The following is a 21,027-nucleotide window of genomic DNA, read 5'->3' on the forward strand; positions in this document are numbered from 1 at the left end:
TGGACAACCAGTCTAGACAAATTTGACAATATGATGGGGAGGAATTGTGCATGACAACTCAAAAGCCAAATTTTAACGAAGTAAAGGAACAACAGCTTGAAAGTTCATTGCCACAGCTTTATCATCCACAAGACTCGATTTATGAAGAGGAGCGTGTAAACATGAAAGATTTTGTGATTGGCGCATTAGTTGGAGGTATTGTAGGGGCAGCAGCAGGTCTACTGTTAGCTCCAAAATCAGGAAAAGATTTACGTAGTGATGTTGCTGTACAAGCTGTTCAGTTAAAAGATAAGAGTGCAGACTTCTCGACAACTGCAAAAGATAAAACGGTTCAACTTTCTAAACAACTTCAAGAACAATCTACACAATTAGTGGAGAAAGTAAAAACACTAAAAACGGCAAAAGCACCTACTGTGTTTGATGATGGTACGGTTTCCTTTGAAGGTGAAGAACCATTAGAGGATTTTATTCCTGGTCAGGAAACACAAGCGAAAGAAACAAACGAACAAAATGAAGATAAAAATGAAGAAGTACGTGCATAATGCATAGTTAAAAGGGATACGTTACATATAATAGTGTAACGTATCCCTTTTTTATGTGATGGGTGAGGCTTCTAATAAAATTTCTAATTGATCGCCACCGAATATTTCTGTATCAAAGCTCGCTGGTTGACCATTTCGTAAAATCGTGAAATTTCCCTTAAAGGTATTTGGTAGCTGCCAATTGGAGAAGCGGAAGACATCTTGATAAATCCAATGACTACGATCCTTTTCTTTAAAAACAATAGTAGCTCCATTCGGCACGGTAGACAGTGGCGATACGATATTTTGATTGACTAGTGCTTCATGTACTGTTTTAGTAAGCTCTAACACTTCCTGTTGGAAATGAATAATAATTTTATCCTCTAGCAAAAGATTCATTTGGTCTGCTATACGTTGAACAGTTGGTAAAGCTGGTTGTTGAAAGCTTATTATATCACCATCTTGAACAGCATAGCTCAATTTAGCTAATTTGCCATTAATCATAAGCTGTGAGGAGAATTCCGGTAAATATAAAGGCTGACCGTTAACTTGAATTGTGTAGGATTCAAATTGCTTTAAAAAATCTTGATTATTTGTGATTTTAAATACATCTTCAATAGTCTCAGCTATGTCAAAAGACACTATATCACGATCGTTTAATTGAGTATCAAGTGATGCAGGTGAATTATTGAGGGTCATTTTGGGCTCAATCACATACTTAGTATTTTGGATAGTAATTGTCTTTATCGCTGCATCATCAATAAGCTCCCTCACTGTTGCAGTAGCTGGAAGCCCATCTTTCCCTTCGATTAGTTGAATGGCATCGCCTGTTTTAATCAATGTTTTTGTAGATGCCTGTTGTCCGTTCACAAGTATTTCTGCTGGTTGACCATGACCACCTGGAATGAAAATGTCCTGTCCATTGACGCTAACAGATAACCCATGACCTGGCTTTCCGTACAATTGTTTTGCACGAATATTCGCTGCTAAAAAAGCATCTGCCACAGTCATTTCCTTTAATTCAAAAAGACGAACTACTTGATTATTGACGGTTAGGCTCATGTATTGAATAGGCATTTTTTTAGCAGCAATTGCAATCCCTATTGGTGTAACTAACTCTGGTGAGGCTTTAATATGTTCTTCCTTAGTTAGGTTTTGGATGGCATCAATACCTCGAACAGCTATTCGATTTGCTGGTAGGTCAAGTACATGGCCAAGTTCAGTTGTTAGGTTCGGTGTTAAGCTACCACCACCAACTAACATTACAGCTTTTGGAGCAACACGGTTATTAAGGCGTAAAATTTCTTCGCCGATGGACTTAGCTAGCTGCTTCACTGCTGGTTCAATAGCTAATAATACCTCTTCCTTTGGATAAGATTGATCAAAGCCTAGAATATCTTGAATCAATATCTCGTCCGCTGTTTGGAGCTGGCGTTTAGCCTGTTCGGCAATAGGAAAGTCTAGTAAGTAATGGTCGCTTAAAGCTTCTGTTATTTCATCGCCAGCTGTTGGGACCATACCATAGGCGACAACTGTACTTTTATCTGTAATTGCTATATCAGATGTTCCAGCCCCTATATCAACAAGTGCTACGTTTAAGCGTCTCATCGTTGGCGGTATGAGCACATTAATGGCAGCAATAGGTTCTAGTGTTAATGCTTCCATCTCTAAATTAGCCCGTTTAAGAGCTGCAATAAGTGACTCCACTACAACCCGAGGTAAGAAAGTGGCAATCACTTCAATTTGCGCCTCATCACCTTGTTGATCAAGTAGGCTTCCTATTTCCTCGCCATCCAAACGATAATAAAGAACAGAATAGCCTACACAATAATAGTGGCTAATTTTTGCATCCTCTTTCTGTTGCAAAAGTTGTTGCTGCGCTTGTTGGACAGCCTGAAGTTCTAGGCGACTAATATCTTCTTCAGTAAAAATAGGCCGATTACGTATATTGATGGTCACGCTAGCTTGCTCAGTTTTTAAAGATCGACCTGCTGCAGCAACACTTACCTTTGTGAGTGGACCGTGTTTCTCTTGAAGTTCGCTTTTTATTTCATTAATTAAATCTGCCACATACATGACATTATGTATTTGACCATCTACCATGGCACGTTCTTTATGCTCTTTCACTAAAATATCTTCCACATGAAAATGGTCATTTTCTTCTTGTAGGATGATCCCGACCACTGAGCGTGTACCAATATCAAGTGCAAATAATTTAGAACTCAATGTAATCGCTTCCTTTCGCGTCATACTTGAAAAATAATTTAGCGAGTTGAAGCGCTAAATTAAAAATGCGTGACATTCTGAACAACATTGATTATAATAATGCTATTATCTAAAAATGTAACATACATTTCAGAGTTCTGGAAGTGTCTGTCATGAGGAGAGGAGCAAGAAAGCATGAGCCAAAAAGATTTAGAAAGCTTACGAAGTCAAATTGACGGATTAAACTTAGAAATTCTTCGTCTAATTAACGAACGTGCAGCTGTAGTTGATGAAATCGGTAAAATTAAAGAAAAGCAAGGTGTGAATCGCTATGATCCATTACGTGAAAGACACATGCTTGATCTTATTAAAGAACACAATCAAGGTCCGTTAAACCAAATGACGGTTGACTATATATTTAAGCAAATCTTTAAAACAGCTTTAAAACAATTAGAAGCTGATAAGAAGAAAGAGCTACTTGTATCTCGTAAAAAGAAATCAGAAGATACAGTTATTAATATCAATGGTGAATTAATTGGACAAGGGAAACCATCTTTCGTATTTGGTCCTTGTGCAGTTGAGTCATATGAGCAAGTAGCAGCTGTTGCAGCTTCTATTAAAGCAAAAGGAGAAAAGTTAATTCGTGGTGGTGCTTATAAACCACGTACTTCTCCATATGACTTCCAAGGACTTGGATTAGAAGGACTTAAAATTTTAAAACGTGTATCTGAGGAATTTGGTTTAGGTGTTATTACAGAAATAGTAACACCAGGTCATTTAGAGGAAGCACTAGATTATATCGATGTTATCCAAATCGGTGCACGTAATATGCAAAACTTTGAATTATTAAAAGCAGCAGGGGCGACAAATAAGCCTGTCCTATTAAAACGAGGCTTAGCTGCCACAATTGATGAATTTATACATGCAGCGGAGTACATCATGTCAAAAGGAAATGAAAACATTATTCTTTGTGAACGTGGTATTCGTACTTATGAAAAAGCAACGCGTAATACACTAGATATTTCAGCCGTGCCAATCTTAAAACAAGAAACGCATTTACCAGTATTCGTAGATGTTACACACTCAACAGGTCGTCGTGATTTATTATTACCATGTGCAAAAGCAGCTATCGCGATTGGCGCTGATGGTGTTATGGCAGAAGTGCATCCAGATCCATCTGTTGCATTGTCTGATTCACAGCAACAAATGGACATTCCAACATTTGACGCATTCTATGAAACACTTCAAAAATTCATGAAAAATCATGAAATCCATGCTTAATTGTTAACGGTGAACACCGCTTGCTTATTTTAGCAGGCGGTGTTTGTTATATCGTGACAAATTAATGTCTAGAATAGGACTATTAGTACTTGGTTTTTACGTAGTTCTTCTTGAAAATAATATGAAAATTATCGTATGATAAGGCTATAATAGGAAAAAGGGAGGCACGTACGATGACTGTTACAATTTATGATGTTGCAAGAGAAGCAAATGTTTCTATGGCAACGGTCTCTCGTGTAGTCAATGGCAATCAAAACGTAAAACCGGCAACACGAAAAAAAGTATTAGAAGTAATTGAACGATTAGAATACCGTCCGAATGCAGTAGCACGAGGACTAGCAAGTAAGAAAACAACAACAGTTGGCGTGATTATCCCAGATATTGCAAACAATGTTTACGCCGAGCTGGCTCGTGGTGTAGAGGATATTGCCACGATGTATCGATATAATATTATTTTAGCCAACTCGGATCAACATGAAGATAAAGAGCTACAGCTTCTGGATACTATGCTTGGGAAACAGGTAGATGGTATTGTGATGATGAGTGATGAGGTCACAGAGAAAATGCAACAAACGATGGATCATTCTCCAGTACCAATTGTTTTAGCAGGGTCAGTGGATGAATCACAAACAATCGCAACGGTGAATATTGACTACTTCCAAGCTGCATATGAAGCGATTTCTCTACTTATTCAAAATGGACATACACGTATTGGTTTCGTGACAGGACCACTCTCTTATACAATTAACGGAAAATTCAAGCTAGCAGCTTATAAGAAAGCATTAGAGGATGCTGGCTTACCAATAGATGAGGCATTAATTGCCGCAGAAGAGTCTAGTTATGACATGGGCTTAGAAGCTTGGGACATCCTATCTGGACTCGAACATCCGCCAACTGCTTATTTTGCAGGCAGTGATGAGCTAGCAATCGGCTTAATTCATGGCGCGCAAGATGCTGGTAAAATTGTTCCAGAAGATATAGAAGTGATTAGTTTTGAGAACTCGAAACTAGCTCGAATGGTTCGTCCACAGTTAACAAGTGTCGCGCTGCCACTTTACGATATTGGAGCTGTTGCCATGCGTTTGCTTACTAAATTGATGAGCAAGGAGACTGTCGAGGATGAGGCAGTCATTTTACCGCATCGTATTGAGCATCGTCAATCTGTCAAAAGCAAATAGAATGAGAACACGTAAATCCTACAAGGTTTGCGTGTTTTTTTATGATAGAAAGAACAATGAAAATGTCGAAACTACGCATTAAACAAAACTAATGAACTAAGATAAAAAAGCCTCACGCTTATCGTGAGGCAATAATGTTAATCTCGTTTTTCATTTCGAATAATATGTAGCGCCTTGGCTAACATTTGAGCATTCTTTTCTTCTATTTCAGCTTTTCGAGGGATGGGCTCATATAAAGGAATTGGGTCCTCCCACGTTGGAATAAAAGGTACGGGTGCTTCAGGCTGCCAGCGATCAAGCCATGCTTGTGGGAGCGGCCCCGTTGGACATTTTTGGTCAGTCATTTCCAACCATAGCATCGACCAAGCTCGAGGTACTACTCTCCAAATATCATAGCCACCGCCACCAACAGCAATCCATTTTCCATCACAATATTCATGTGCTAATTGATGAGCAAGCTTTGGGATTTCACGATAAATATTCATCGTTCCATGTAAATGGGTTAAGGGATCAAAGTAATGGGCATCAGCACCATTTTGGGTTAAGACAACATCAGGCTTAAAAAATTCAAAGATCTCTCGCATCGATTGTTCATATATATCTAAGAAACTTTCATCCTCTGTAAAAGCATCCATGGGAAAATTAAACGAGGTCCCGTAACCCTGACCATTGCCACGCTCGGTGATGTTTCCTGTTCCAGGGAAAAGGTATCGACCCGTTTCGTGAATAGACAAAGTACAAACATTGGGATCCTCATAAAAACTCCATTGAACACCATCTCCATGATGAGCATCTGTGTCTACATAAAGTACACGTGCATTATACTTTTCCTGCAAATAGCGAATTGCTACCGTGCTATCGTTGTAAATACAAAATCCGGAAGCTCGACCACGAAAGCCATGATGTAAACCTCCACCAAGGTTGAGGGCATGGCCAGCTTTCCCTTCCATTACATAATCAACTGCTGTTAACGTTCCACCAACGAGCTGCGCACTGGCTTCATGCATATTTTCAAAAATGGGTGTATCTTCCGTGCCGATACCATAGCTTTCACATTGAGCTTCCGATAATTCACCATGTCCTGCTTTTTTTACAATGTCTATATATTTTGGATCATGTGCTAGCAATAACTCTTCATCTGTTGCAACACGAGCAGGTACAATATCTAGATCATCGAGAGCATGTATATTTTTTAATAAATCCATTGTTAGCGTCAAACGTTTATGATTAAAAGGGTGGGTATCTGAAAATTTATATCCGAGTTGTTCGGGCGAGTAAACGAATACAGCCTTTTTCATTATAATGAAACACCTGGTAAATTAGGCCAAAGTACATCAAAGCCTTCTTTACGAAGTTCTTCAATCATAGCTAAAGGATTCAGTGTTTTTACTCGGACACTTAAAATTTTATTTTGTGTATTTTCAGAGTCAGGATAAACTAAGACGCTTTGGACATTGGCATGGTGTCGATGAAATATCTTTGTAATTTCAAATAAAACCCCTGGTGTATCGGATACCCGAATCTCAATTTTTGAGCCGGGCTCCGTAGCACCAGTTAGCTCTATATATGTATAGAGTAAATCGGTTGTCGTCACAATCCCTACTAATTTTCCCCCAGTAACAATAGGTAAACAACCTATTTTGGATTCATAAAATGTAAGGGCAACCTCTTCGACAAAATCTAGTGGATGACCAATAAGTGGGTCCTTCACCATAATGTCCTCTACTTTTGCCTTAAAAACAGGAGAGTTAGGCTCATCCTGTAAAGATGATGGCAAGACTTCTTTAATATCTCGTTCCGTAATCACACCTAATACGTGACGTTCCTCATCTACAACTGGTAAATGACGAACTTTTTTTTCACGCATTAGCTTTAATGCTTCTTGTACAGTATTGGTAGGAGCTAATGTGTAAGGCTCATCATTCATAATCTCTTCTACGATCATATACGCATCCCCTTTGTGTTGGTTTTAATACATGAAACGATTTTTAAAACGAAGCCTATCAAATCTTTCCATTGTCTCAGGAGGCACTCGTTTCCCTTCACGTGCCATAAGGCAATTGGCTGGATGTGATGTAATTTCGGGATCATCCGTGGCAAAATATTCGAAGCCGACAGAGCTCATCATTTTCTCCATCATTTTGCGGTAGTCCCAAACATTTAAACCAGTTCCTTTTAAGTCCCAATGCCAATAATACTCGGTAGTAATCACAAGATAGTCTTCCATTTCATCTCCCATAAATGAAACGGCTAGCAAAGCCTTCCCTGCACCAGTACCCCGATAGTCTGGAATGACTTCAATGGCGCCTAATTCAATCATGTCTTCAATTCGATCTTCTGCCCATCGTTCAAGTGGATCAGGATAAAGATAGGTAACATAGCCTACGATAATATCTTCGTTTCGAATAATAATAATTCGGCCCTCTGGAAGTCCTGCAATCTCTATGATGGCTTGTTGCTGCTGTTTTGGAGGTCTGAAGGCAACCAAGCCTTCATGGAATGAATATGTAGCTAATTTTTCTGGAGGTACAGGTCCTTCCACATACACCGTACCATGCTTTGTTTCCTTTGTGACAGAAAAAAAAGTTTTTTTATGTTCCATAATTACACCACCTGAGTTTAATAATTCCATTATAGCTGATTTCTTGCGGAAAAACGCTTATTTTTGCAAAATATACCTGTATTTTTGGAAAAGTGAAAATATTAAGACAATCTATTGAAATTCGTGTAAAATAGAATTATATTGCTTCTGTTATTTAACAGATAAAAGTAGTGTGATTAGGGATTTTATCATTATTATGACGTTAATCTGTTATATAACAATAGCTGCATATTCATTTTGCTTTTGTCATAATTTTTTATATTTCAACAGGGGGATTGTTGGAAATATAGTCAAAAGCAAAAGCAAAGAAAGGGGTAGTTTTCATGGGGATGAAAATGAAGGAGAAGTTAAGGGCTTTACCTGGTCAGCATTATTTAATGAATTATGAGGAAGTGGCAAAATCACACAACTGGGCTAACACCGAAAAAGCATTTAACTGGTTCGAAACAGGATTAGTAAATATGGCGTATGAGGCTATAGATCGCCATACAGAAACACATCGTAAAAATAAGGTAGCGCTTTATTTTAATGATGGTAAACGAAAAGAAGCATATTCTTTTAATGAAATGAAAAGGTTAACAAACAAGGCAGCAAATGTTTTTAAAACAGCTACTAATTTGCAAAAAGGTGATCGCTTATTTATTTTTATGCCACGTTCACCTGAGCTTTACTTTTCAATATTAGGTGCGCTGAAAATGGGTGTTATTGTAGGCCCTTTGTTTGAAGCTTTTATGGAAGGTGCTGTATATGATCGGCTAGCAGATAGTGAGGCGAAAGTATTAGTCACTACACCAGCATTACTTGAACGTGTACCTTTAGACAAATTACCTAAATTGGAGCATGTCTTTTTAGTCGGTGAGGAAATAGAGGAATCAGCTCAAATTCTTGACTTTAATAAACATTTAAAAGAAGCTTCGGCCATTTTTGATATCGTATGGGTTGACAGAGAAGATGGGATGATTCTTCACTATACCTCTGGCTCAACTGGCGCACCAAAGGGTGTATTGCATGTCCATAATGCTATGATTCAACAATTTCAATCAACACAATGGGTACTAGATTTACGTGAAGATGATATTTATTGGTGTACAGCTGATCCTGGATGGGTGACAGGGACAGCCTATGGTATTTTTGGTCCTTGGTTAAACGGTGTCACGATGCTAATTGTAGGTGGAAGATTTTCTCCACAGGCATGGTATCAAGCCATTGAGGATTATAGTGTAACAGTATGGTATAGTGCACCAACTGCATTTCGTATGCTGATGGGTGCAGGTAGTGGCTTGCTTGAAAGGTATGATCTTACTTCTTTACGCCATGTATTATCAGTTGGGGAACCATTGAATCCTGAAGTTATTCGTTGGGGAATGGAGGAATTAGGACATCGTATACATGACACATGGTGGATGACAGAGACAGGAGCTCATATGATTTGCAACTATCCTTCGATGGATATTAAGCCAGGTTCAATGGGAAAACCTCTTCCTGGTATTCATGCAACGATTGTCGATGACGCTGGCAATGAAGTACCACCTTTTACAATGGGAAATCTAGCTATTCGACGGGGATGGCCAGCCATGATGCGCCAAATTTGGGGTAATCCAGAACGCTATGAATCTTATTTCTTAAAAGGAGAATGGTATGTATCTGGAGATTCTGCATTTATGGATGATGATGGTTACTTCTGGTTCCAAGGTCGAGTGGATGATGTTATCATGACTGCTGGAGAGCGTGTTGGGCCATTTGAAGTAGAAAGCAAACTACTTGAGCATCCAGATATCATCGAAGCAGGTGTGATCGGGAAACCTGATCCAGTACGTGGAGAAATCATTAAGGCCTTTGTATCCTTACGAGAAGGAGTAGAGCCTTCTACTGCAATGATTGAAGATATTCGTGAATTTGTGAAGAAAGGTTTGTCGGCTCATGCAGCCCCACGAGAAATCGAATTTAAGGATAAATTGCCTAAAACACGTAGTGGGAAAATTATGCGTCGTGTGTTAAAAGCGTGGGAGTTAAATTTGCCAACTGGTGACTTATCGACAATGGAAGACTAATGAGGTGTCCTAAGACAATAATTGATATTTATACAGTATTTGCATAAAAGGAAGGCAAGAATTCATTTAATGGACGAAAGGATTCTTGCCTTCTTTTTTATGAATTGACAATGCTACAAAAGCTTTAGAAAATTGAAATATCCTAAGAAGAAAAAAACATCTAAATAAATAAAAATTCAGTTGACTTAATATTTATGCAATCGTATACTATTTTTAACTTATTTCAGAGGTGAGTGCATTGAAAGTAGGTATTGTGGGAGCAACTGGATATGGTGGGTTAGAGCTTATTCGGTTTTTACATAATCATCCAGCTGTTGATCGAATTGAATTATTTACTTCTTCGGAAGAGGGAGTTCTTTTTTCTTCAAAATTTGGTCATCTTGTTACGATAGTCGATACACCGTTAAAAAAAATAGCTTATGACGCGTTAGAAAAATTTGATGTTGTCTTTACTAGTACACCCTCAGGCGTGACAAGTGAGCTTTTACCGCCTTTGGTTGGCAAAGGACCAAAATTAATAGATTTGTCTGGCGATTTCAGATTAAAAGATTTAGCAAGTTATGAAGCATGGTATGGCAAAAAGGCTGCGCCAGCTAATAGTGTTCAGCAAAGTGTATATGGTTTAACCGAATGGAATACAGAACGTATACGGCAAGCAACACTTATTGCTAATCCGGGTTGTTACCCTACAGCCGTATTACTATCTTTACTGCCACTCATCAAAGAGCGATTAATTGATCCAAGCTTTTTAGTCATTGATGCTAAGAGTGGAATTTCAGGAGCCGGTAATAAGCCGTCACAAACGACCCATTTCAGTGAGGCGAATGAGAACCTTTCTATTTACAAAGTTAATACACATCAGCATATACCCGAAATAGAACAGGCACTTTCCATGTTTGCTCATGTCGATACGACCATTACTTTTAATACACATTTAATTCCAATGACACGAGGAATTTTGGCAACATCCTATGCTTCTGTTATGCCTGGTATTACGGAGGCCCAGCTAATTGCTTGTTTAAAGACAGCCTATGAAAAACATCCATTTGTACGAATTGTGACGGATGCTAATAGTTTAGGAACAAATCGCGTAAAGGGATCGAACTATTGCGATATTTTAGTAAATGTAGATGCTCGTACAAATCGGGCAACCATCGTCAGTGTCATCGATAATCTTGTCAAAGGAGCAGCAGGGCAAGCAATCCAAAATATGAATGTACAATTTGATTTACAGCAAACGACAGGATTAGATGTCGTACCGTTCTTTATTTAATAGCAAGGAAGAATCTTAATTTCTAAGGAGGAATGAAGGATGACAGTTACTACTTCAACGACTGTAATGAAAAAATTATCCAGTAAAAATATTGTTTCACCAAAAGGCTTTAAAGCGGCGGGACTACACTGTGGTTTGAAGCATAAGAAAAAGGATTTAGCGCTGTTAGTAAGTGAAGTACCAGCAAGTGTAGCAGGTGTTTTTACCACAAATGCTGTTCAAGCAGCACCATTAAAAGTGACAAAGGAAGTTGTTTATACAACGAAGAAAATGCAAGCGATGATTGTTAATTCTGGTAACGCAAATGCTTGTACTGGAAAACAAGGTATAAAGGATGCTCAAACGATGCAAGCGCTAGCTGCAGAAAAATTAGGGATTTCATCGAACTTGGTAGGAGTTTGCTCTACAGGTGTTATTGGTGAAATGCTGAAACTGGAGCCTGTAGCTAACGGCATCCAACAATTAGAGCCAAAGGACAATTTAGAAAGTGCCATTGACTTTGCTCAGGCTATTTTGACGACAGATACTGTTATGAAAAATACGTGCTATAGCACCATTGTAGATGGTAAGGAGGTCATTATTGCTGGTGTTGCAAAGGGTTCAGGTATGATTGAACCAAATATGGCAACAATGCTAGGTTTTATTACAACAGATGCCAATATTGAATCTGAAGTATTACAAGCAGCTTTATCAACTATTACTAATTTAACATTTAACGCCATTACAGTTGATGGGGATACATCAACCAACGACACAGTGGTTGTATTAGCTAATGGCTTAGCAGAAAATAATCCTCTATCACCAGAGCATCCAGATTGGCAAAACTTCTATTACACATTGAAAACAGTAGCTGAAGATTTGGCAAAAATGATTGCAAAAGATGGAGAGGGAGCTACGAAGCTTATTGAAGTGGAAGTTGTTGGGGCCATTTCAGATGAGGAGGCACGTAAAATTGCTAAAACTGTTGTCGGTTCACCACTTGTGAAAACTGCTGTCTTTGGCTGTGATGCTAACTGGGGACGTATTATTGCTGCGGTTGGTTATAGTGGGGCAACGGTTGACCCAGATAAAATTACTATTCAAATCGGTGGTGCAACAATGGTTGAAAATGGAGAGCCTATTCCTTTTTCTGAAGACGAGCTAATTCAAATATTAAAAATGCATGAAGTAAAAATCTATGTGTCCCTTGGGGTTGGTGACGGCAAGGGGCATGCTTGGGGATGTGACTTAACGTATGACTACGTCCAAATCAATGCATCGTACCGCTCGTAAACGTATGGTGATCAAGCTTGGAGGCAGTACGCTGGAGGGGTTAAATGAAGCTTTCTTTGACAACTTTAAAAAACTTCGAGAAAGCGGAGTAGAGCTTATTATTACCCATGGTGGTGGTCCAGCCATTAACCGAGAACTTACTGCTCAAGGCATATCATCGCATTCATTAAATGGAATACGCGTCACAAATGAGGCTGCAATGAAGGTTGTACAATCAACTCTAATAGGTCAGGTAAATCCAGCCTTAGTTCATGAATTAACAAATGCAGGTATCGCAGCTGTTGGATTAAACGGCTTTGATGGTCAGATAATGGTCGCTGATTTTTTAGATCAAGATGTTTATGGCTATGTTGGAGCAATCAAAACGGTTAATGCAGCCTTACTTGAAACTTTTCTGGATATAGGAATTGTGCCTGTTATTGCTTGTGTAGGAGCTACTGATTCAGGCCAGGCTCTTAATATTAATGGCGATACAGTAGCAAGTGACATAGCGTTAGCAGTAGGAGCAGATAGTTTATTATTAGTAACGGATGTGAGTGGTATTCGTATTCATCATGAATATCAAACAATCGCTACACCTTCTCTCATCGACCAATGGATAGAACAAGGCCATATATATGGTGGGATGATTCCAAAAGTACAAGGAGCTATCGACTGTTTACACGCTGGTATACCATCTGTACAAATAGTGGATGAAGCATTAATCGGTACAACGATTGTCGCTTCAATTAAAATTCAATCTTCCTAGTGTTCTAATAAAATATTACCAGAAGTATAGTTGTTAAAAGAAGACTATTTCAAATGATAGTGGAGATGATAACATGAGTGCTTTATTCGGGAACTACGGTAAACGTCGTGCACAAATTGTCAAAGGACAGGGGACCGTTGTTGAAGATTCTGCAGGCAAACAATATTTAGATTTTACAAGTGGCATTGCTGTAGCAAGTCTTGGTCATGCCCATCCGGCCATTGTGCAGGCATTACAAGAGCAAAGTGAAAAGCTATGGCATATATCGAACCTTTTTGAAATACCTGGACAGGAGAAGGTAGCGCAAAAATTAATCGCCAATACCCACTTCGCTCATGCTTTTTTCTGTAATAGTGGGGCAGAGGCAAATGAAGCGGCCATCAAATTAGCACGGAAACATACAGGAAAACATCATATTGTTACGTTCGAAAAATCCTTCCATGGTCGTACCTTTGGAGCAATGTCTGCAACAGGTCAAGGCAAAATACATAATGGCTTTGGACCACTTGTAGAAAAATTTACGATTTTGCCATTCAATGATGTGGCTGCACTTGAAGCTGCCATTGATGATTCGGTGGCTGCTATTATGCTAGAGATGATTCAAGGAGAAGGCGGTGTCAATTGTGTATCAGCAGAATTCGCTGCAGCTATTGCAAAAGCCTGCGCTGACAAAGGAATACTTCTAATTGTTGATGAAGTACAAACTGGTATTGGGCGAACAGGGACTCGCTATGCCTATGAACAAACTATATTAAAGCCACATATTATGACATTGGCAAAAGGGTTAGGAGGCGGTTTCCCTGTAGGTGCCATGTTAGGGACTACCGAGTTTTATGCTACATTTAGTCCTGGAACACATGGTACAACATTTGGTGGAAACCCTCTTGCAATGAATGTAGCACAGGCTGTTTTAGATCATGTTTTCGAGCCAGTATTTCTTCAGCAGGTACAGGAAGCATCAGCCTATTTTGTGGCACAACTAAAAGCTCATTTACCTTCTAGCTATACAATTCAAGGACAGGGCCTACTGTTAGGAATTGGTTGTGGTGACATAGAGGTAGCGTCCTATATTGCAGCAGCAGAGGAGAAGGGGCTTTTGTTAGTCGGAGCGGGACCGAATGTCATTCGTCTCCTACCACCATTAACTGTATCGAAGGAAGAGATTGACAAAGCAGTTGCTATTTTAAAGACCATTTTACATTAATCTAATGACAAAGAATCTGCTAGATGACAGCAGATTCTTTGTATTGTTTATTGGAGCTGTTTTACTAATGTTATCACCAGTTTTGGTAGCCAATCTTCAAGCTGGCTAAATGTAAATCCTGCTGTCTCTGCTTTTGCATTCGACATATACCAATCGGCAGGTACCCCATATGGTGATCGTGATGTTTCATCACCGCCAACAAGCGATATTTTTGCATGTTTACCACTCACTTCTTCAATAAGCGTTATTAAATCTTTGAGCGATATAGTACCAGATGCTGTCGCATTGTACGGACCTTCAATAGGGGTAACGCCAGCAAAATATAAAAATGCAGCGGCTTCCTCATCAGTAATATAACTCATCTTAGCATCAATGTTCGGTAATGTGATCGGTTGATTCTGTAAAATACGTTCGATATGAAAATGTAGACGGCGCGTATAATCATGTTCACCCATAACAATTGGAAAGCGGACGGCAACAACAGGGAACGAAGCCTCTTTAAATAGAACAGCCTCTGCTTGTCGTTTTCCTTCCCCATAAGAAAATTCCTCTTTGTGTCCCATGCGAATTTGATAATGATATGGATCGAAGTCTTCTTCCTTCTTCATCTTGCCATCTATTTCATAGGTTGAAAGAGTAGATGTAAAGACGAGCTTTTGGGTTTTTCCCTTCAATAAATCGCAAATTACTTGTGCTTCATTAGGAGAATAGCAAATATTATCATAGACAATATCCCACTTTTTATCAGATAAGACTTGTGCTAAAGCTTCCTGATCATTTCGATTTGCTACTAACTGCTTAACATTGGGACCAAAGGGATTACCACTTTGACCGCGTGTTAAAATCGTTACATCATGACCATTTTCAATACAAAGTTCCACTAGCTTTTTACCAAAAAAGCGTGTCCCGCCTAAAACTAATATATTCATTTTCTTCCACCCCTTTAAAATAGTAGTCCTCTTTATAATGACAAAAAAACAGACTTACTACAAATCAAAAATGAAGTGTAATAAGTCTGTTTATGTTGAAATAGCTGAACGCTATCAAAAATCCTGTCTCATAATAACAAGACGCCGACTTGATTATCGTTTTGATGTTTCGGTAGGAGTCGTATTGCCACTGTCTCCTCCGTTTGTGCCATCTCCAGGATGACCTGAGCCACCATCGCCACCAGAACCATTGCCGCTATTTGAGCCGTTACCATTGTTGTCAGAACCATCGCCATTAGTTGATCCATTACCATTGTTCCCGGAGCCATTGCCGTTATTTGAACCGTTTCCGTTATTACCCGACCCATTACCGTTGTTGGAGCCATTGCCATTAGTAGGTGGCGTTGTTGGTGGTATTTGCTCTTGATCGTTGTTTTCCTCTGGGTCAGGTTTATCCTCACTACCTCCAGTAGAAACAACATTAGATTGTGGTGATGTTAATCCTGTAATATCTACAGCGACCACCACATAAGCTTGTCCACTAGCAACAGTAATACTTTGCGTTGACTCTAACACAGATGTTACAAGTGTGTTACCACCGTTCGTAACGTTATAGATACGATAACCGACAACATCGTTTGATGACCCTGACCAAGATAAAGTAGAACCATTTACTGAAGCTGATACCGCTGCTGGAGGACTACCATCCGCTGGGAAATCAACTGCTGATACCGATGAATTTGATAATGTTGAATTTTTTGGTAAAAGACTAGCAGGGTTTCCGCCAAGTCTACCTAACATTCGTTTAATAAAGGCTTGATTAATGCCTGCACCACCTGATTTAACAAATTCTGCTGGTGTATTTGGTAGAGCATTATAGGTTTTTCCTTTAATCGTCACAACACTTGAAGAGGCTAAGCTATCATCTGGTTGTGATGGTAAAAATACTTTCGCATTAAATAAATCAGAACGCACAAGACCCGCATTCGCACAAGCCGTAGAAGGAGCCATACCTGAAATACCACAGAATGAAGCAGTGACAACATTTTTAGGTGCCTTAAAGCTTGTAGGAGGATCAATTAACTGAGGATCCGCATCATAAACGGCATTCATTAAAGTTCCCCATAGTTTATTCACACGAACACTTGGTTGTAAATACGTGTTATTAAATACATTAAGTGGACGAGGTTGATCGTATCCCATCCAAACACCTAGAGAAACATTTGGGTTATAACCAACTAACCAAACATCTTTATAATCTTGAGATGTCCCTGTTTTTGCAGCGAAATCAGAAGAAAATTTTAATGTATTACGTGCCATCGTACCAGTTCCTTTAGTTAGGACATCACGCATCATATCTGTCACGATATAAGACGTTTCTGGACTAAATACTTGTACTGGTTCCACTTCATGCTGGTAAATAATATTTCCTTCTTGATCTTCGATTCGATCAATCATATAGGCGTCAACGAATTGACCACCATTTGCAAAAGTTGCAAAAGCATTTGTATTTTCTTCTACAGTAGTCCCTTCACTTAAAGCACCAATACCAGTTGCTAGGTTAGTGAAGTCATCTGGGTGTAATTTTGTGAATCCCATTTTTACTAACAGTTCAGCGGGGCGTCTATTAATAATATCATTATATAAACGTAGCGCTGATATGTTTTGAGAGTCTGCTAAAGCCTCACGTGCAGGAATAAGTCCTCGCTCATCACTCGTAATATAGTTGCTTGGGCTCCATTTACCTATAGAGAATTTCACGTCAACTAATGGGCTACCTGCACCGATAACCCCATATTCTATGGCTGGACCATAAACAAGTAATGGTTTCATCGTTGAACCGTTAGAACGATAAGCTTGTGTTGCGTGGTTTAGCTGAGTTGTTTTAAAATCTCGACCACCGACAAAGCTTAAAATACGACCTGTTGAGTTTTCTATTAAAATACTTCCAACTTGAACGGGCATCTCAACATCAATTTCTTCACCCGTTACAGGATCTTTCCCTTTACCTGTGTACGTATGGCCATAGTACTGGAAGTCCTTCGCTGCTTTTTGCATCGAATCATACATATCTTTATTAATCGTTGAATAAATACGGTATCCCTTCGAACGAACATCTCGATCGGCTAAAATCATATATTTATCCTTTATTTTTTTCTCTGTCTTTAATCGTTCTGGGTCAACCCCATCTTCTTTTGCTAGTTTTTCAGCAATAATTTCTTTTGCACGAGCTTCAAGTTCATATGTTAGCCATGGATATCGATCCTCGGCACGCATTTCAGGTCCGCGGAAATCTGCAGCGATATCATAGTCTAACGCTTCTTTGTACTGTGCATCGTCAATATAACCAGCTTCTTTCATACGATATAGTACTGTTTTCATACGATCAATACCTGGTTTTAAAGCTTCCTCACTTTTTAGCTCCCCAGTATTCGTAAATGGTGTATAGGCAAATGGGGCCTGTGGAATACCAGCTATGTACGCAGCTTGTGGAAGTGACAATTCTTTCGCTTTTACTCCAAAAATTCCTTCAGCAGCTGTTTCAACACCTGCGATATTTCGTCCTGAAGAGTTACGACCATACGGAATAATATTTAAATAAGCCTCTAATATTTCTTCCTTCGTCATAAAATGTTCTAAGCGCATAGCAAGTAAAATTTCTTTTGCTTTACGTTCATAGGATACTTCATTTGTTAATACTTGGTTTTTTATAAGTTGTTGAGTAAGGGTAGATCCACCAGTTTGTGTTGCAGAGTTTGTGACATCCTGTAATAACCCACGAATAACAGCTTTTGGTACGATGCCGTTATGTTCACGGAAATACTCATCCTCTGTTGCGAGAACAGCGTTAATTACATCTGGGGCAACATTGCTGAGTGAGGTTTCACGTCGATCTAAATCTGTTCGTAATTTCCCGATATAAATATCGTTTGCAAAATAAATTTCACTGGTTTCTTCATAGCTAAAAATCTGATTTCGTAATTCTTCTTTAGAGCGCAATGGCTCTTCTTTTACAAGAGAAGCAAAATAACCAGCTCCTACTGAACCGACAAATACAGTGCCAAGCAATGCAAAGACTAAAAATAGTAAAAATAAGTTCCAGGTAACACTACCTGAAATACGTAATTTCTTCATCCATTTTTGTTCTAGTAATTCATCGATCTTTGCATTGATTTTTTCAATCCAATCTTTCAATGTATCGACCTCCTAAAATCTTGTTTATTATAGCACATATTGTTTTAGAGCGAACATAGTTATTGACAATGAAAAAGATTCGTATAGAATTATATTTATAGTTTTCTAGTGAGGAAGAGTTTGCAGTAGTGTTTATATTCCCTGTTTAGAGAGCCAGTGGTTGGTGAAAACTGGTCATAATGTAGAGACGAATTACGTACTTGGAGCTTAGACGTGCGCGCCTGCGATAAAGGCGATTGAATGAAGTGGAAGGTGGATGACATCTTCAAGCCGGGTGGTACCGCGTTAGTTTGCAACTTAACGTCCCTGCATGCAATTGTTTGCGTGTAGGGACTTTTTTTATCGAATAATGTCCATGCACGTAATGAATTTCAACCATTTTAGGAGGAATCAACATGACAAATGAATTATTACAAGATTTAGAATGGCGTGGTTTACTATACCAACAAACAGATGCTGAAGGCATGGCAAAACTGTTAGATGAACAATCTGTATCTTTATATTGTGGTGTAGATCCAACTGCTGACTCTATGCATATTGGCCATATTGTGCCACTTTTAACACTTCGTCGCTTCCAAAAGGCTGGTCACCGTCCAATTTTACTTGTTGGTGGTGCGACAGGAATGATTGGTGACCCATCTGGCCGTTCAGAAGAGCGTCAATTACAAACAGTTGAGCAAATCGATCAAAATGTCCAAGGGATCAGAAGCCAATTAGAACGTATTTTTGATTTTGCGGAAGATGGCAATGGTGCACAGCTTGTGAACAATCGTGATTGGATTGGCAATATCAACACAATTGAATTTTTACGTGATTACGGAAAATTAATTAACGTGAACTACATGTTAGCGAAAGATACAATTGCTTCTCGTCTTGACACAGGAATTTCTTTCACAGAATTTGCGTATACGTTAATTCAAGGTATTGATTATAACCATTTATACAATCACTACAATTGCCGAATCCAAGTAGGTGGATCTGACCAGTGGGGGAATATTACTACAGGTTTAGAGGTTATTCGTAAAACACATGAGGAAGAAACAAAAGCCTTCGGTATTACGATTCCTTTAGTAACAAAAGCAGATGGTACAAAATTTGGTAAAACAGCAGGTGGTGCTGTATGGTTAGATGCCAAGAAAACATCTCCTTATGAATTCTACCAATTTTGGATCAATGCTGCGGATGCAGATGTAATCAAATACTTAAAAATCTTTACATTCCTATCTCGTGAAGAAATTGAAGCTTTAGCAGTTTCAGTAGAGGAAGAGCCACATTTACGTAAGGCACAAAAAGCACTTGCCGAAGAAATGACTCGTTTAATTCATGGTCAAGAGGCATTGGAACAAGCCATCCGTATTACGGCAGCTTTATTCTCAGGAGATTTAAAAGCACTATCGGCCGATGAAATGAAGGATGCTTTTAAAGATGTTCCTTCTATTGAAATGGCGAAAGAGGACAAAAATATTGTGGACCTTCTTGTAGAGGCAGGTATTTCATCTTCAAAACGTCAAGCACGTGAGGACGTATCGAATGGTGCGATTAGTGTGAATGGTGAAAAAGTGACTGATTTAGAGTACGTTTTTGAGGCGAAGGATCGTCTAGAGGATGCATTCAGTATTGTCCGTCGTGGTAAGAAAAAATATCATATGGTGAAATTCGTATAATTTTATTGTCTAAAACAACATACCCGTAAATAGAGGGGATGTTGTTTTTTCTTCCTATAAAAAACTTGGATGTTCTATATGCTCATATTCTTGAGGGTGTAGCATTTTAGCAAGCTTTATAGCTCCTTCAATAAGACGAGGAGATGGGCGACAATAAAGCCATTCTTCCATCACATGAAGACGTTCCATTTGAATGGCATGTAGCTCTTGGGCATGTGGACGTTTTAATAAAATGGCTGGTTGTATCCGTTCAAAAGCTACACCTACCCAAGCCATCATAATGTAGTCGGGATTTCGCTTAATGATATCAGCCCAATTTGTTTGAACACTGGCTAACTCTACATCTTGGAATAGATTGACTCCTCCAGCAATTGCACTAATTTCTGTTAGCCAATTTATTTTTCCAGGTGTAAAAATAGGGTTAGGCCACCATTCCCAATAGACGCTAGGTTTCTTGGCAATCGTTTGTGCAATAGAGCGCATCTCTTTAATCGACTGTAAGTATTCATCCATGATTACTTTGGCGCGTTTTTCTACATCACAGGCTCTCCCAAGGGTCAGTAGATCCTGTGCGATTTCCTCTAATGAGTTGGCATTAAAAACAATATGAGGGATATTTCTTTTTTGTAATTCCTCGATATTTTTTTCCATACCAGGCACACTTAAGGAAGCAAGGACAAGATCGGGTGCTAATGCCTCTAAAGCGTCCATATGAATTGATAAATCTGGGCCAAGTTGTGGTAAATCTTTTACAGTTGATGGCCAATCGGAGAAATCATCCACTCCAACAAGCTGGTCAGTCAGTCCTAAATAGGCGACGAGCTCTGTATTGCTAGGACAAATTGAAATTAATCGCATAACGGTCTCCTATTCTTTTTAAGAAAAGTATAACGAGAGTTTTTAG

General features: G+C 39.0%; 16 protein-coding genes and 1 other annotated feature. Of the genes, 9 read left to right on the forward strand and 7 right to left on the reverse strand.

The window, feature by feature from the left end:
- The first annotated feature begins 50 nt into the window (after positions 1 to 50).
- A complete protein-coding gene (locus SJW71_RS06490) occupies positions 51 to 542 on the forward strand; it encodes a YtxH domain-containing protein (RefSeq protein ID WP_274794114.1) in 492 nt (163 codons plus the stop codon).
- 51 nt (positions 543 to 593) lie between these two features.
- On the opposite strand, the gene pilM is transcribed toward SJW71_RS06490, so the two are convergent.
- Positions 594 to 2,747 (reverse strand): pilus assembly protein PilM, encoded by a 2,154-nt coding sequence (gene pilM, locus SJW71_RS06495; protein WP_431811877.1) that lies wholly within the window; start codon positions 2,745 to 2,747, stop codon positions 594 to 596.
- Between the two features lie 174 nt (positions 2,748 to 2,921).
- On the opposite strand from pilM, the gene SJW71_RS06500 reads away from it, so the two are divergent.
- Positions 2,922 to 4,007 carry a bifunctional 3-deoxy-7-phosphoheptulonate synthase/chorismate mutase gene (locus tag SJW71_RS06500; protein WP_274794112.1) on the forward strand — a complete coding sequence of 362 codons (1,086 nt, stop codon included), beginning with the start codon at positions 2,922 to 2,924 and terminating at the stop codon, positions 4,005 to 4,007.
- A gap of 173 nt (positions 4,008 to 4,180) precedes the next feature.
- A complete protein-coding gene (ccpA, locus tag SJW71_RS06505) occupies positions 4,181 to 5,185 on the forward strand; it encodes a catabolite control protein A (protein WP_274794111.1) in 1,005 nt (334 codons plus the stop codon).
- Between the two features lie 137 nt (positions 5,186 to 5,322).
- Here ccpA and SJW71_RS06510 read toward each other — a convergent pair whose 3' ends face one another.
- From SJW71_RS06510 to SJW71_RS06520, 3 genes are read right to left on the reverse strand one after another with little or no spacing between them, the layout of a single operon-like run.
- On the reverse strand, positions 5,323 to 6,483 hold the full coding sequence (locus SJW71_RS06510; RefSeq protein ID WP_274794110.1) for an acetoin utilization protein AcuC: 1,161 nt from the start codon (positions 6,481 to 6,483) through the stop codon (positions 5,323 to 5,325).
- Positions 6,483 to 7,130: an acetoin utilization AcuB family protein gene (locus SJW71_RS06515; protein ID WP_274794109.1), complete on the reverse strand. Its 648-nt coding sequence runs from the start codon at positions 7,128 to 7,130 to the stop codon at positions 6,483 to 6,485. Before SJW71_RS06515 ends, SJW71_RS06510 begins: the two co-directional genes overlap by 1 nt.
- Before the next feature lie 24 nt (positions 7,131 to 7,154).
- On the reverse strand, positions 7,155 to 7,787 hold the full coding sequence (locus SJW71_RS06520; protein WP_274794108.1) for a GNAT family N-acetyltransferase: 633 nt from the start codon (positions 7,785 to 7,787) through the stop codon (positions 7,155 to 7,157).
- 323 nt (positions 7,788 to 8,110) lie between these two features.
- Here SJW71_RS06520 and acsA point away from each other — a divergent pair, with 323 nt between their 5' ends.
- The 5 genes from acsA to SJW71_RS06545 all read left to right on the forward strand — a co-directional run bounded on the left by acsA (position 8,111) and on the right by SJW71_RS06545 (position 14,335).
- On the forward strand, positions 8,111 to 9,838 hold the full coding sequence (gene acsA, locus SJW71_RS06525; protein WP_396631754.1) for an acetate--CoA ligase: 1,728 nt from the start codon (positions 8,111 to 8,113) through the stop codon (positions 9,836 to 9,838).
- Between the two features lie 238 nt (positions 9,839 to 10,076).
- Complete coding sequence (argC, locus tag SJW71_RS06530; RefSeq protein WP_431811878.1) at positions 10,077 to 11,111, forward strand: N-acetyl-gamma-glutamyl-phosphate reductase; 1,035 nt, start codon at positions 10,077 to 10,079, stop codon at positions 11,109 to 11,111.
- 39 nt (positions 11,112 to 11,150) lie between these two features.
- Positions 11,151 to 12,383 (forward strand): bifunctional glutamate N-acetyltransferase/amino-acid acetyltransferase ArgJ, encoded by a 1,233-nt coding sequence (gene argJ / locus SJW71_RS06535; protein WP_322606028.1) that lies wholly within the window; start codon positions 11,151 to 11,153, stop codon positions 12,381 to 12,383.
- Positions 12,346 to 13,131: an acetylglutamate kinase gene (gene argB / locus SJW71_RS06540; protein ID WP_274794105.1), complete on the forward strand. Its 786-nt coding sequence runs from the start codon at positions 12,346 to 12,348 to the stop codon at positions 13,129 to 13,131. The genes argJ and argB overlap by 38 nt, the downstream gene beginning before the upstream one ends.
- 73 nt (positions 13,132 to 13,204) lie before the next feature.
- On the forward strand, positions 13,205 to 14,335 hold the full coding sequence (locus tag SJW71_RS06545; RefSeq protein ID WP_312506612.1) for an acetylornithine transaminase: 1,131 nt from the start codon (positions 13,205 to 13,207) through the stop codon (positions 14,333 to 14,335).
- 47 nt (positions 14,336 to 14,382) lie between these two features.
- Here the strand turns inward: SJW71_RS06545 and SJW71_RS06550 are convergent, their stop codons facing one another.
- Together SJW71_RS06550 and SJW71_RS06555 are read right to left on the reverse strand one after the other, a co-directional pair.
- Positions 14,383 to 15,264 (reverse strand): NAD-dependent epimerase/dehydratase family protein, encoded by an 882-nt coding sequence (locus SJW71_RS06550; RefSeq protein ID WP_322611802.1) that lies wholly within the window; start codon positions 15,262 to 15,264, stop codon positions 14,383 to 14,385.
- 153 nt (positions 15,265 to 15,417) lie between these two features.
- On the reverse strand, positions 15,418 to 18,459 hold the full coding sequence (locus SJW71_RS06555; RefSeq protein ID WP_431811879.1) for a transglycosylase domain-containing protein: 3,042 nt from the start codon (positions 18,457 to 18,459) through the stop codon (positions 15,418 to 15,420).
- A 102-nt stretch (positions 18,460 to 18,561) separates the two neighbouring features.
- Positions 18,562 to 18,770: a binding site (T-box leader), on the forward strand.
- 84 nt (positions 18,771 to 18,854) lie between these two features.
- Here SJW71_RS06555 and tyrS point away from each other — a divergent pair.
- The gene (gene tyrS, locus SJW71_RS06560; RefSeq protein WP_274794101.1) at positions 18,855 to 20,123 is read left to right on the forward strand and encodes a tyrosine--tRNA ligase; all 1,269 of its coding nucleotides are present in this window, start codon (positions 18,855 to 18,857) and stop codon (positions 20,121 to 20,123) included.
- A 54-nt stretch (positions 20,124 to 20,177) separates the two neighbouring features.
- On the opposite strand, the gene SJW71_RS06565 is transcribed toward tyrS, so the two are convergent.
- A complete protein-coding gene (locus SJW71_RS06565; protein WP_322611805.1) occupies positions 20,178 to 20,981 on the reverse strand; it encodes a cobalamin-binding protein in 804 nt (267 codons plus the stop codon).
- Positions 20,982 to 21,027 lie beyond the last annotated feature (46 nt).

The sequence above is a fragment of the Lysinibacillus sp. FW12 genome, from assembly GCF_050817245.1.
Lineage (GTDB): Bacteria > Bacillota > Bacilli > Bacillales_A > Planococcaceae > Lysinibacillus > Lysinibacillus irui.